Here is a 14526-nt window from a genome sequence, read left to right as displayed (position 1 = left end):
TGAAAATATTCGGCCTTCCATTGCCGAACATTGATTACTGTTTATATTATTATTCTTTTTTATACGATTTCTGGAATTCATTATTATAATAACTTTTAAGGATATTAACTTCTTCTTGCAGTTTGTCTAAGTCTGTACTTCCAAAAGTAAAATCAGGAGTCATACTAAGAGTAAATTTTTCTCTTTTTGGTAATGTAAAAACTTTTCATAACTGTTCTGTGAATACTCTTTCATCAACAGTTAAAGTTAAATGGTTATTAATGATTTTTAATTCAACAGTATTATCTGATACAAAAGGTATGATAATTTCTGAAAACGTTCCACTTCTGCCTGCAGTTAATATATAAATATCATTATTTTCAAGTTGCTGATAAACGTTCGCATAATTTAAAAAAGCTTCTTCAAATGCAGATATTACTTGCCCAGACGTCGGTTTATAGTCTTCCAAAGTATGTAAATCTTGATATCTTTTTATTATTAAATTCTCAAATTCTTCTTTTGTAGATATTTTTACAAGTTTTAAACCATATTTATTATAAACTGGTTTTGTTATATGATCAAAGAATTTATATGTATACATATAACCATTTTTTTCTTCAATTTTTGTTTGATTTTCAGGGGTTGTAGAAACTTTTAAATATCCTTCTTTTGATATTTTATCAAATTGACTAGAAAATTTTCAATAAATTTTAATACCTTCATCCAATAAATTCCCAAACTTTTTTAGGATATTATCAGGATCTTCTGTTTTAGAGCAAGCAATTGTTGCAAAAGGTAATGCAAAGGCAGGCACACCTATTAATAATTTTTTAATTATTTTCATTTCTTACCACATGGGTTACTGCGACTAAGTCATCAACAGAATTAGTATATTCTGATGATGAGTATTTTTTTATTACATATCTATACAGACCACCTTTTGTTGCTTTGTGTTCGATTAACTCATCATTAGATGCAACAGTAGAAACCCTTTTTATTTCAACCCATTTACCATTTGACTCTTTGTACTCTAGGAATAAATCATAATCTGTAAACCATCTATGACCTTGATACTTAATGGTTTCATTAAATTTTGGCCAAAATTCTTTGTCATGAATTTTATTTCAAAATTTTCTTATTTCTTCTTCCTCACTATTTGATGAGCCAGGTAAATTGCTATGCCCAGTTCACCAATTATAATTTGTTTGATAACTTTCTCAGCTAGGAATATTTTTTAGTACACCAGCATTAAAAGTTCATGAACTTGATACTTTTATTGTTTGGTTTATGTTCAAAAAGATCTCATTGCTTGTAAAAACTGTTCCAGTTTCTTTAGTTGGCTTAATGCTAATAGTTCTATAGTTTCTAGCTGCCTCATGCATTTTTATACCATCTGGTGTTCCTGCCCCGTATTTTTGTTCATATCCACTAGATTTATATTGTAATTCAGATAACTGGGGGGTAACAGCAGATGCAGATAAAATTGCTTTTATAATGGGTACTCTTAATTCTGTTTTGTTAATTTCAGGATATTTTTTTAAGAAATTAGATACTAGGCCAGCTACCAGTGGCGTTGAGAAACTTGTGCCATTAATAATTTCATGGCTATCTTTAACTCCTTTTTGGTAAAAAATATTATTATAAAATCCTGGTGCTACTACAAGTGGTTTTGCTAGGTTTTCATATTGAGTATTTAACTTATAGTTTGAAGTATTAACAACTTTATTAGTTTTTAAATTATATTCTCTTGCATTTTTATCTAAGGAACCAACTATAATAGAATTAAAAGATAGTTTACTTTTTGTAATTTGATGGTCAGTTTTATCACCATCGTTTCCTGCTGAAACAAAATTAATAACACCATATTTTCTTGAAATATAGTCTAAATAATATGCCTTATCCTCGTAAAGTTTATAGTAATTTGCTTTATCACCATCGTAATTTGGTCCATAACTATGATTAATAATTCTTACGCCATCATCAATTATCATTTTTTCAATTGCTTCTTGCCAGTCTTTATAATTTAAGAATTTTGATAAATAAACAGAAGATGATCTATCTACTCCAAATTGGCTACCTGCTATCATTGAAACCATAATCCCATGTTCATCAATTGGGGAATTGGGTTCTAAAACAAGATCTTGGTTAATTTTAATTCCACCTTTAAAAAATTCTTTGTATTTATCATCAAATTTTTCGTTTCCAACTTCTAAAACCCCTATTTTTCCAACTCTTTTATCTAAAAGACCAACATCGGCTTTTATTATGCCCACATTTTTTTCTACAGATTGTTTAAAATTATTTAGGTTTTTATTTGGTGCTATATTTAAATGAGAATATGCTCTACGGTAATAATCGAATCCAGGATCGTTGCCTCAAACTCCTTGGTTAATATCTTCATTTTTATATATGATTATTTTATAAATTTCATGTCAGTTCTTAATGTTATTTACAAATAATTCTCTATCAGATTCAGTTTTAAAGTAGAATAGTACAATTGGCATTATTCTGCTACTACTTGATTCTGAAAATACTAGGTTACTATTTGTAACCTTATTAATAAAATTATTGTTAAATTTTCGAATAAAATCCGCATTATCAGTTTCAAAACCTGGATTTAACAATAATTTAAGTTCAAAATCATTATTAACTGGTTTGTTAATTAACTCTCCATTTGGTGATCATTCCTTAATAACTAACTGATCCCTAATTTCAAATTTTGTATTATTCAGGTTATTATATCAATAAATATTAGTTGTATTTTGGTTTGCTACTTTAGTATTTGGAATTAAAGTTGCTCCTGTAAATGCTACTGATCCTAAAATCATTAGTAGCGAGTTTTTAACTTTTGATAACATTTAGTTATCCCCCTTGTGTATTTTATAAGTTTTAATTTGTGCAGCTTGTTTTTCTTATAAAAGTGCCACATATTAATTATAATAAATATTTAGAAAGATAAAATCATAAAAAGATATATATATATATATATATATCTTCAATAGTAAAATTTTATATTTAGATTATATAATTTTAAAATTAAACACAATATTTTATTATAATTTATTAAATAAATTAATTCACTTATACTTTCACTATATCTCACTTACATTTTATAAATAATTTTACATATCATTCATTTCTAAGAAAAACACAATAGAATTAAATAGTCTTTATATAATATTAAAATTAATAAAAAACTAAAATTAATTTAAGGATTGATCCTATATCCTAAATTTGTTAGTCCATTTAATAAAATATTTTGTTTAACAAGCAAATTAAATTTTTAACCTTAAACAAAAAAACTCCCCTGAGGGGAGTTTTTACTTATTCTCTGAAAACTGAACAGTAAAGTAATTTATTAAAATGTCATGAATACATTTAACTTTTAAACCTATCAATTTATTAGTAATGGTCAGCTGAATGTATTACTACACTTACACTTCCATCCTATCAACCTCGTAGTCTACAAGGAATTTCAAGGGAATACTTATCTTTGAGGAGGCTTCCCACTTAGATGCTTTCAGCGGTTATCCCTTCCGTACTTAGCTACCCAGCTATGCTCCTGGCGGAACAACTGGAACACCAGCGGTACGTCCACTCCGGTCCTCTCGTACTAAGAGCAGCTCTCATCAATATTCCAACGCCCACATCAGATAGGGACCGAACTGTCTCACGACGTTCTGAACCCAGCTCGCGTACCGCTTTAATTGGCGAACAGCCAAACCCTTGGAACCGACTCCAGCTCCAGGATGCGATGAGCCGACATCGAGGTGCCAAACCTTGCCGTCGATGTGATCTCTTGGGCAAGATAAGCCTGTTATCCCCAGGGTAACTTTTATCCGTTGAGCGACTGCCGTTCCATGACGTACAGCCGGATCACTAAGTCCTGCTTTCGCACCTGCTCGACTTGTAGGTCTCGCAGTCAAGCACACTTCTACCTTTGCGCTCTACATACGGTTTCTGACCGTATTGAGTGTACCTTTGAACGCCTCCGTTACCTTTTAGGAGGCGACCGCCCCAGTCAAACTACCCACCACGCACTGTCTCCCCGCCGGATAACGGCGGCAGGTTAGAAACTCAACATACCAAGGGTGGTATTTCAAGGTTGACTCCTTCAAGGCTAGCGCCTTGATCTCACTGTCTCCCACCTATCCTACACATGTTAGGCCAAGTTTCAATACGAAGTTGTAGTAAAGCTCCATGGGGTCTTTTCGTCTTGATGCGGGTACCCAGCGTTTTCACTGGGACCATAATTTCACCGAGTCCAATGTTGAGACAGTTGAGAGATCATTGCGCCTTTCGTGCAGGTCAGTATTTAGCCGACAAGGAATTTCGCTACCTTAGGACCGTTATAGTTACGGCCGCCGTTCACCCGGGCTTCATTTCAACGCTTCGCATTAAGCTAACGCATCCACTTAACCTTCGGGCACTGGGCAGGCTTCACCCCCTATACATCACCTTGCGGTTTAGCAGAGAGCTGTGTTTTTGATAAACAGTTGCCCCTCACAATTTACTGTGGCCAACGGTTTAATGTTGGCACCCCTTATCGCGAACTTACGGGGTTAATTTGCAGAGTTCCTTAACATTGGTTTTCTCGCTCGCCTTAGAATACTCATCTTGGGAACGTGTGTCCGTTCTCGGTACAGGTACCCTGTTATTTAAACGTTTAGAAGCTTTTCTTGGAAGTATGAAATCACACAATTCAGGCCAAAGCCTTATGCATCGTAGCTCCCGGTTGTAGAATACGCATTTAACTATATTCACCAGTCACTACTTACCCCTAAATCCATTAATAGGTAGTGTTATCCTTCTCCGTCACTCCATCACTATAACAAGGCAGTACAGGAATATTAACCTGTTATCCATCAGATACGCTTTTCAGCCTCTCCTTAGGTCCTGACTAACCCTGGGTGGACGAACCTTCCCCAGGAAACCTTTCCCAATAGGCGTCGTAGATTCTCACTACGAATCGTTACTCATACCGGCATTCTCACTTCTTAACGCTCCACCAGTCCTCACGGTCTGACTTCGTTGCATTAAGAACGCTCCTCTAACGTACTTTCGTACCCGTGGCTTCGGTATTATGTTTTACTCCCGTTACATTATTGGCGCAAGATCTCTTGACTAGTGAGCTATTACGCACTCTTTAAAGGGTGGCTGCTTCTAAGCCAACCTCCTAGTTGTTTATGAAATCTCACAACCTTTCTGACTTAACATAATTTTGGGACCTTAGCCGACGATCTGGGTTGTTGCCCTCGCGAGCCGGGACGTTAGCACCCCGGTTCCGACTGCATGACAATACACAATGGTATTCGGAGTTTGATTATAGTCAGTACCGCTAGGCGCGGCCATTCCATATTCAGTGCTCTACCACCAAAGTTTAACATCACACGCTAGCCCTAAAGCTATTTCGAGGAGAACCAGCTATCTCCAAGTTCGATTGGAATTTCTCCGCTATTCACAAGTCATCCGGGCACTTTTCAGCGTACTACGGTTCGGCCCTCCACTTGGTATTACCCAAGCTTCAGCCTGCTCATGAATAGATCACCTGGTTTCGGGTATATGTCAACATACTAAACGCCCTATTAAGACTCGATTTCTCTACGGCTCCGCTTTTTTCCGCTTAACCTCGCATGTTAACATAACTCGCCGGTCCATACTGCAAGATGTACGCCATCAGCCATTAACGGCCTCTGACTAATTGTAAGTAAGTGGTTTCAGAATCTATTTCACTCCCCTCCCGGGGTTCTTTTCACCTTTCCCTCACGGTACTAGTTCACTATCGGTGTCTGGTTAGTATTTAGCCTTACCGGATGGTCCCGGTAGATTCAGACAGGGTTTCACGTGCCCCGCCCTACTCAGGATGCTATCAAAAGTTTTTGCTATTTCGCATACGGGAGTATCACCCTCTATGCTAAAGTTTCCCAACTTTTTCTGCTATAACAAAAATTTGTAACTTTATGTAGATAGTCCTACAACCCCACCCTAAGGTGGTTTGGGCTCTTCCACTTTCGCTCGCCGCTACTAATGGAATCATATTTTATTTTCTTTTCCTGTTGCTACTAAGATGTTTCAGTTCACAACGTGTCTCGCAATCAAGACTATTTTATTCATCTTGAAGCAGTTAGACATTACTCTAACTAGGTTTCCCCATTCGGAAATCCCCGTATCGTAGCTCATATCCAGCTCCACGAGGCTTATCGCAGGTAATCACGTCCTTCATCGACTTCCAGACCCAAGGCATCCACCACTCACTCTTACTTATTTAAAAGTTCAATATTTACCTATTGTTGTTGATGTATTCAAAGACATTTTAATAAATTATTTATAAAATAATTACTCGGTTATCCAAAACAAATTGACTAATTTATTTTTTGATGTCGTTGTTATATTAATTTATCTTTACTATTCAGTTTTCAAAGAACAAAATGAGAGAAGTTCTCTCAAAACTAGATATACATGTTGGGTTATCTCAACCATGACATTAAATAAGAAATGATAACCATATCATAAATTGGTAATTGTTACTAAAATGAATTGTAACTTAATGTACTCCGTAGAAAGGAGGTAATCCATCCCCACGTTCTCGTAGGGATACCTTGTTACGACTTCACCCCAGTCACCGGCCCTGCCTTAGGCAGTTGTCTCCGTAGTTAACAAAACCGACTTCGGGCATTACCAGCTCCCATGGTGTGACGGGCGGTGTGTACAAGACCCGAGAACGTATTCACCGTAGCGTAGCTGATCTACGATTACTAGCGATTCCGACTTCATGTAGTCGAGTTGCAGACTACAATCCGAACTGAGAATAGTTTTTTGAGATTTGCTTGATGTCACCATTTTGCGTCTCTTTGTACTATCCATTGTAGCACGTGTGTTGCCCCACTCGTAAGAGGCATGATGATTTGACGTCGTCCCCACCTTCCTCCCAATTACTCGGGCAGTCTCCCTAGAAAATTAACTAAGGATAAGGGTTGCGCTCGTTGCAGGACTTAACCGAACATCTCACGACACGAGCTGACGACAACCATGCACCATCTGTCATTCTGTTAGCCTCCACTATATCTCTATAGCTTTGCAGAAGATGTCAAGAGTGGGTAAGGTTCTACGCGTATCTTCAAATTAAACCACATGCTCCACCGCTTGTGCGGATCCCCGTCAATTCCTTTAAGTTTCACTCTTGCGAGCATACTACTCAGGCGGATGATTTAATGCGTTAGCTGCGCCAATAGATTTTCTATCAGCTAATCATCATCGTTTACAGCGTGGACTACCAGGGTATCTAATCCTGTTTGCTCCCCACGCTTTCGTCTCTCAGTGTCAATATGTGCCCAGTTAGCTGCCTTCGCCAAATTGGTGTTCTTCCTAATATCTACGCATTTCACCGCTTCACTAGGAATTCCGCTAACCTCTACACAATTCTAGCATGCCAGTATCCAACGCAATTTGGGGTTGAGCCCCAAGTTTTCACGCCAGACTTAACATACAACCTACAGACGCTTTACGCCCAATAATTCCGGATAACGCTTGCAACCTATGTATTACCGCGGCTGCTGGCACATAGTTAGCCGTTGCTTTCTGACAAGGTACCGTCAAGACACTAGCATTTCCTCTAATGCTTTTTCTTCCCTTATAACAGCAGTTTACAACCCGAAGGCCGTCATCCTGCACGCTGTGTCGCTCCATCAGACTTTCGTCCATTGTGGAAAATTCCCTACTGCTGCCTCCCGTAGGAGTCTGGGCCGTATCTCAGTCCCAGTGTGGCGGATCAGTCTCTCAACCCCGCTAAACATCATCGCCTTGGTAAGCCATTACCTTACCAACTAGCTAATGTTCCGCACCCCAATCTCTTAGTGAAGCTTTAAGGCTCCTTTTATATATAATTCATGCGAACTATATAAGTATCCGGTATTAGCGATAATTTCTCACCGTTATCCCAATCTAAGAGGTATGTTAAGTACGTGTTACTCACCCATTCGCCGCTAAGTTCTAAAAGAACTCCGCTCGACATGCATGTATTAGGCACACAGCCAGCGTTCATCCTGAGCCAGGATCAAACTCTCGAAAAAATTGACTGTCATGTTTTGTGTGTATATCTAGTTTTCAAAGAACTTCATGCTGCTTTTTCAAAAAGCGCAAGATAATTATAGTACAAAAAAATAAAAACCAAAATATTTTTTTATTTTTTTGTTGGGTTGTTTTTTTTAGTGATATTTAAAAAATATAATAATTCATTGATTGTTATAAAAGCAAGCGACCCATAATATAACACAATAATATATATTATATTTATATAAGATAATTAATTATGGTTTTTGTACATTATTTAAATATAACCATTATAATATGGTAAATTTTAACTTTATATTTTTGTTATATATATATATATATATTAATTTAAACCCAATGAAGATGTTGGTGGCTTCATAAAAAAGTTATAGGAACTAATGCTCCAATTTCTCATGTCTAAAAATGACCAAATTATCAAATTCTTGACAATTTCACAAAGATAAGAAGAGGACTATCCAGGAAAACATATCTTTCAAAAAGATAAAATAAACCAGCAAATATTAATTTGCTGGTTTATTAATTATATTAAACCTTTTGTTTTTAAGGTTTTAAGAGTTTTTGCACTAACACGTAAAGTCATTCTTCTACCATCAATTGTCACTCTTACTCTTTGTAAGTTAACATTGAATTTTCTTTTTGAAGCATTCATAGCATGTGAACGAGTGTTTCCTGATAAAGGTCCAACACCTGATAATTGACATCTTCTTGCCATATTCTAATTCTCCTAACTAATAAATTACTTACGGATATTTAATGCGTCGGTAATTTTGTTGTATTCTTCTAAGTTTGCTTCTTTAAGGTGTTTTAATAATACTTTACGTTGTGCAATTTTAGCTAAGAACCCTCTACGAGAGTGATTGTCCTTAGGATTTTTTGAAAAGTGTGGTTTTAGTAATTCAATATCTTCTGTAAGAATTGCAATTTGTACTAAAACATTACCAGTATCTTTATTATTTTTACCGAATTTTTTAACTAATTCAGCTTTTTTAGCTTTTGAAACCATAATATCTCCTTATATATTAAATAAATCTATTATGTTTTAAACCTAGTTATAACTCTATTTTGCTGTTATAACCAAGAATAAAATTATTGTTTTGCTTATACTAAGCTTGCTTATTATATCATAACTTAAGCATTTTTCAAATTGACTAAATAATTTTTTGCAACTTGGTAGTCTTCTTTGGTAAGTTGATCTTGTGAACTAGAAATAATTAATCTTTGCTTAGTTAAAAATTCAACATAACATTTTTTCTCTTTTAAATCTTTGAGTAAATTAAGTTCAGATGATAATAAATAACAAAATAGTTCCTTTTGCAATGACACATGTGTTAAAGATAAATAAGCTAAATCATCTAAATATAAAATCGTTAAATAAATACCTGGATGCATTAAAAGTTGTTTTTGATTAACTAATAACTTAGTTTCATGATAAATTGCATCAATGGTAAAGTTATAAACTAATAAATCATTAATTAAATCTAAATCACCAAATTCTAAAGATTCTTTTAATAAACTTGTTGAAATTTTTTGATTTTTAAATTTAAAAATTTCAACAATCTGCAAATCAATTAATGAATTATTGCTTAGATCTAATTCAGTTGCGCGAAGTCGGTCACTACCAAAAATAAAATCTTGCCCAACAAATACTTTGATTAACTTTTTATTGCTTAATTTATTTAAAAATTCTAAAGCTGCACAACTTCTAACTTTTGCAAAATCTAGTTCAATTACACAATCTATGTTTAATTGTGCCAAATTAAAATAGTTAGCATGATTACTTTGAAAATATTTCCCTTTATTTTTAAAGTCGAAACTATCTTGCTGAAAAGTAACTAAAATGATCCGGCCAGGATGTTTTAAAGCTTCTTGATAAAGTTGATAATGGCCTAAGTGAAAAGATTCAAAACTTCCAAGCAAAAAATTATCTGATTCTTTTGTTTCAAAATTATCTAAAGTATAAATTTCTAAATCATTCATTTATATAATTTTTAATTCTTTTAATTTTAAATATGCCCCATCATATTCGCAATCTAAAGCTATATCATTGGCGACACTTTTAAGCCTCTCATTAGCTCGTTGCATCGCAACACCATAAAAAGCATCACGGAGCATTTCATAGTCATTTGAACTATCACCAAAGGCAATTAAATTATCCATGCTAAAACCTAAATGCTTACATAAAATTCTTAATGCGTTACTTTTAGTTACATTTTTCGGGCTTACCCAAAAGCCTCTTGATCATCTTGATTCAATTTCAACATCTAAATTATTTTGGTCAATATATTCTTGAACTTGCTTTGAAACTTTAGCTGCTTCATTAGTTCCAAAAGTAATTACATATAAATCAGTATTTTGCAACATTCAATCTTGATAATCTAAATAATTATCTTTAAATGGCTTAATAAATCATGTATCTAAATTCATATTTGGACTTTTGTAAACTTTATCAAAATCAGTAACCGAAATTTGCACATCTTGATCTTGGAATTTGTCATAAATATCTAACACAACTTTTTTATCAATAGTAGATTTATAGATAAATTTTTGGGCTTTAACATCCCAAATAAATGAGCCATTAGCACCAATGAAATAATCAACTGGTGCTAATTGTTCTAAAAAATCACCTATTGTTGCAAATTCTCGTGCCGTAGCAACAACACTGACTACATTATTATCTTTAAGTTCTTGAAACATTTTTTTAATTTTGTCAGGAAACACAATATCACCATTAGGCAATAATGTTCCATCAATGTCAAAAGCCGCAACTTTAATAATTTCTTTTAAATTTTTCATATACACCTCTTTAAAAATACTTTTTTAGGATAAAACACTTGTTCTTTAACTAAGCCTACAGCACAAATCTCGTTTGTGGTAGGATTTAAGATAAAAATTTCACTCTTATTTTCTAAATTTACTTTAAAACTAGCTCCATTTAATAAAAGTTTTAATTCTGGTTCATTCGCATCATAAATTGGTAAATTAAATAATTCATCATTTTTCACTTGCTCATATTCATTTGGATGCAAATTATTTAGCTGAATTTTGCCAATGCTAAGCCGTTTTAATTCACTCATAACACATGTTGTATTTAATAAACTTGCAATATCACAAAGTAAAGTGCGGATATATGTGCCATGTGAAACATCAGCAAGTATTTCAAATTCACAGTTCTCTTTTGAATATGAAAGTATTTTAAGCTCATTAATATTAATTTGTTGGGGTTTCAATGTTATTTCTTTATTTTCCCTTGCATATTCATAAGCTTTTTTGCCATTTATTTTTTTAGCACTATAAACAGGCGGAATTTGGCTTGTAAATTTACTTACTTTGTTTATTGCTTTAATTAAATCTTCTTCGCTAATATTTTTACTTGGCTTTTGAACTAAATTGCCGGTTATATCTAAAGTATTACTTTCTCAAAATAATTTTGCTTTTGCAATATACACTTTATCTTTATTTTGAATATATTCTAATAACCGTGTATCTTCATTAGTAGCTACAATCATTAAGCCGTGGGCTAATGGATCCAAAATACCTAAATGTCCAATTTTTTTGACATTTAATTCCTTTGCTAATTGTCTAATTCTTTTATTCGAATAATCACCTTTTGCTTTGTAAAATTTAAAAAACATATTTATCTATCTTTCTTGTTTTTATATTTTAACACATATTATTTTTTAAGTATGACACAAATATTTGGCAAAATTTCATTCTTGTGTTAAAATTTCTATATGATGGTAAAAAAGAATTCAAGGAAAAAACCCATAATTATTCTATCAGGGCCTAGCGGGGTAGGCAAAGGTACAATCGAAAGATTGTTATTTGAATTTGAAGAATTAAACCTTTCGCTTTCTTGTTCGGCAACAACAAGAAAGCGCCGCCCAGGTGAACTTGATGGAATTCATTACCATTTTATTGATGTTGATCAATTTCGTGATTTATTAAAAAGACGCAAGTTTGTCGAATTTTCATACCACTTAAATAACTACTACGGAACTTTAAATTCTGAATTAACAAAAATTCACGATAAAAACATGGTTCCCTTGTTAGAAATTGAAACTAATGGAGTAAAAAAAATTATTAATAAATTTGAAAAAGAGGAATGAAATTCAAAGTATAACTTAATAACTATTTTTATTTTACCTCCTTCAGTAAATGATTTAAAAAAACGTATTGTTAAACGTGGTTCAGAAAATAAAGATACTTTAAAATATCGTTTGAAAAAAGCTGAAATCGAACTTGCGGAAGCTAATATTTTTAAATATAAAGTGATTAATGATACACCAGAACGTGCCGCTAATGAAATTAAACAAATCTTATATTTAGAATTAGGTATTAAATAAAAACAAAAATTATGAAATTTATATTTGGTTTTAAACCAAGTATAAATTTCTTTTGCAATTTATGATTCCTAAATTAAAAATCTTTTCCTTAGTAGCTGGAGTTTACAAAGTAGTAAACTTAGACACAATGCACAGACAAAATATCAAAGCAGCTGGTAAATTAAGGTATTTAAATTTATCGCCAGTAGTTGGTGATTATGTCAAAATTTCAGGCGGTTTAATCACCGAAATTTTACCGCGTAAAAATTATTTGGTTCGCCCGAATATTGCTAATATTGACCAAATGATTATTTGTATGTCGGTATACGAGCCAGAATTTAGTTCTTTTTTGCTTGATAAATATTTAAGTATTTTAGAATTTAAAAATATTAAGCCAGTTATTTTTATTACTAAAGCGGATCTTGATATTCACAAAGCAAAAGAATGACAAATGCAATATCAACAAATGGGCTATGAAGTATATTTAATTGACAATACGCAAAAGATAGATAATTCTTATAAATTTATTTTTAAAGATAAATTTAGTGCTTTCATGGGCCAAAGCGGGGTTGGTAAAACCACAACTTTAAACAAGTTAACTAACCTTAATTTTGAAACCCAAAGTATTTCCAAGGCTTTAGGCAGAGGCAAGCATACTACAAGGCAAATTCAAATCATTAATTTTCAAGATGGCTTTTTAATTGATACTCCTGGTTTTTCTGCTTTAAAACTAGATTTAGATAAATATCAATTAGCCAAAAGCTTTGAATTATTTCAGTCTTTAGCTAAAACATGTAAATATCGCTCATGCTTACACGTTAATGAACCAGAAGATGGCTGTGCAATTAAACTAGCTGCTTTGCAGAAAATAATTCCTTTCTTTCGTTACCAAAATTATCTTAAATTACAAAACGAATTAACAAATCAAAAATAGGAGCTAAAATGCAAAAATATGTTACCCCAAGTTTATTAAATATAGAAATTGACCAAAGATTAAATATGGCTAATACTTTAATTAATAATGGTATTAAATGAATCCATTATGACATAATGGATGGAAAATTTGTACCTAATACTGCTATTTCAGTAGATGAAATTAAACAAATTAACCAGCAAGGTTTAAAACATTTTAAGGATGCTCATTTAATGGTTTTAAATCCTTATGATTATTTAGAACACCTCAAAGACCAAGTTGATATCTTCACCTTTCATTTTGAAGTAATTCAAAATGATCTAGATAAATTTCAAGCATTTTTAAATAAAAACAACCAAGAATTAAAAATTGGTTTAGCAATTAAACCAAATACTACTGTTGAGCAAATTAAACCATTTTTAAAAAAATTATCATTAGTTTTAGTTATGTCAGTAGAACCAGGTAAAGGTGGTCAGAAATTTATCGAAAGTTCTGTAGATAAAATTAAAGAATTACGTTTGTTAAGAATTCAACATTCTTATGATTATTTAATTCAAGTGGATGGGGGAATTAACTCAGAAACTGGTCCTTTATGTTTAAAAGCAGGAGCTGATGCTGTTGTAGCCGGTACTTATTTAGTAGCTATGCCAACTAGTGAACGTATTAATAGTATCTTAGGTAAATTTGCTAACAAAGAATAATGTAAATTTAATTTAAATTTCATTTGTAAATGTTATAATATTAGTAACTAAATCAAGATATATTTTTGAAAGAGTTGCGCTAGCAACTCTTTCTATTAAAAGGAGGTAACATGGATTATAAAAAAATCTTAACAGAGCAATTTGGAGAAGTTATTTTAGGTGCTAAAATCACAAATACATTTGGCCAAACATTAGAAGTGACCGTTGATTATAATGATTTAGATAAAGTTCAAGAAATATCCAAAGCAATCAGTGAGTATTTAGATACACAAAACTGATTTAGTGATAATTATTATCTTGAAGTTTTATCTAAAGGTGAAGCAATTGAGCTTGATTTTGCAAAATTGCCTAATTATATAAATCAAGATCTTAAAATCTTCTTAAAAAAACCTTTTGCCGATCATGATATTTTAATTGTAAAATTATTAGAAATTAATCAAGATATTCTGAAATTCCAATGAAACCAAAAAGGTAATATTCGTAAAATCCAAATTAACCTAAATCAAATTAATAAAATTGAAAAATATATAAAATTTTAAAG

Annotated in this window: 11 protein-coding genes and 2 rRNA genes; 4 read left to right on the top strand and 9 right to left on the bottom strand. The window is 32.7% G+C overall.

All coding sequences use genetic code 4. From position 1 onward, the window contains the following. Positions 1–49 precede the first annotated feature (49 nt). From AC0B4T_RS00785 to truB, 9 genes are all read right to left on the bottom strand, one after another. Entirely contained in the window at positions 50–823 is a 774-nt protein-coding gene (locus tag AC0B4T_RS00785) for a hypothetical protein (protein WP_465102732.1), read from the bottom strand. Next, positions 810–2837 (bottom strand): S8 family serine peptidase, encoded by a 2028-nt coding sequence (locus AC0B4T_RS00780; protein ID WP_465102731.1) that lies wholly within the window; start codon positions 2835–2837, stop codon positions 810–812. The genes AC0B4T_RS00785 and AC0B4T_RS00780 overlap by 14 nt, the downstream gene beginning before the upstream one ends. Before the next feature lie 523 nt (positions 2838–3360). Next, positions 3361–6250 (bottom strand): 23S ribosomal RNA (locus AC0B4T_RS00775). Between the two features lie 289 nt (positions 6251–6539). Then, positions 6540–8048: ribosomal RNA gene (locus AC0B4T_RS00770) — 16S ribosomal RNA — on the bottom strand. Together the 16S and 23S rRNA genes form the textbook arrangement of a ribosomal RNA operon. Before the next feature lie 521 nt (positions 8049–8569). Then, positions 8570–8761, bottom strand: a complete 192-nt coding sequence (gene rpmB / locus AC0B4T_RS00765) for a 50S ribosomal protein L28 (RefSeq protein ID WP_465101890.1) — start codon at positions 8759–8761, stop codon at positions 8570–8572. A 24-nt stretch (positions 8762–8785) separates the two neighbouring features. Continuing rightward, positions 8786–9052 carry a 30S ribosomal protein S15 gene (gene rpsO / locus AC0B4T_RS00760; protein WP_465101891.1) on the bottom strand — a complete coding sequence of 89 codons (267 nt, stop codon included), beginning with the start codon at positions 9050–9052 and terminating at the stop codon, positions 8786–8788. Between the two features lie 125 nt (positions 9053–9177). Continuing rightward, entirely contained in the window at positions 9178–10026 is an 849-nt protein-coding gene (locus AC0B4T_RS00755; RefSeq protein WP_465102730.1) for an FAD synthase, read from the bottom strand. Continuing rightward, positions 10027–10842, bottom strand: coding sequence for a YcsE-related riboflavin metabolism phosphatase (locus AC0B4T_RS00750; protein ID WP_465102729.1), 816 nt, complete (start codon positions 10840–10842; stop codon positions 10027–10029). Further along, the gene (truB, locus tag AC0B4T_RS00745) at positions 10830–11681 is read right to left on the bottom strand and encodes a tRNA pseudouridine(55) synthase TruB (RefSeq protein WP_465102728.1); all 852 of its coding nucleotides are present in this window, start codon (positions 11679–11681) and stop codon (positions 10830–10832) included. The genes AC0B4T_RS00750 and truB overlap by 13 nt, the downstream gene beginning before the upstream one ends. Before the next feature lie 99 nt (positions 11682–11780). On the opposite strand from truB, the gene gmk reads away from it, so the two are divergent. The 4 genes from gmk to AC0B4T_RS00725 all read left to right on the top strand — a co-directional run bounded on the left by gmk (position 11781) and on the right by AC0B4T_RS00725 (position 14524). Then, complete coding sequence (gmk, locus tag AC0B4T_RS00740; protein WP_465102727.1) at positions 11781–12392, top strand: guanylate kinase; 612 nt, start codon at positions 11781–11783, stop codon at positions 12390–12392. 61 nt (positions 12393–12453) lie between these two features. Then, on the top strand, positions 12454–13305 hold the full coding sequence (gene rsgA, locus AC0B4T_RS00735; protein ID WP_465103274.1) for a ribosome small subunit-dependent GTPase A: 852 nt from the start codon (positions 12454–12456) through the stop codon (positions 13303–13305). A gap of 8 nt (positions 13306–13313) precedes the next feature. After that, entirely contained in the window at positions 13314–13985 is a 672-nt protein-coding gene (locus tag AC0B4T_RS00730; RefSeq protein ID WP_465102726.1) for a ribulose-phosphate 3-epimerase, read from the top strand. Positions 13986–14095: 110 nt separating this feature from the next. Beyond that, positions 14096–14524: an LSm family protein gene (locus tag AC0B4T_RS00725; RefSeq protein ID WP_465102725.1), complete on the top strand. Its 429-nt coding sequence runs from the start codon at positions 14096–14098 to the stop codon at positions 14522–14524. Positions 14525–14526: the final 2 nt, after the last annotated feature.

The sequence above is a fragment of the Mycoplasma sp. 10961 genome, assembly GCF_055523525.1.
This window is presented reverse-complemented; position numbering and strand designations above follow the sequence as displayed.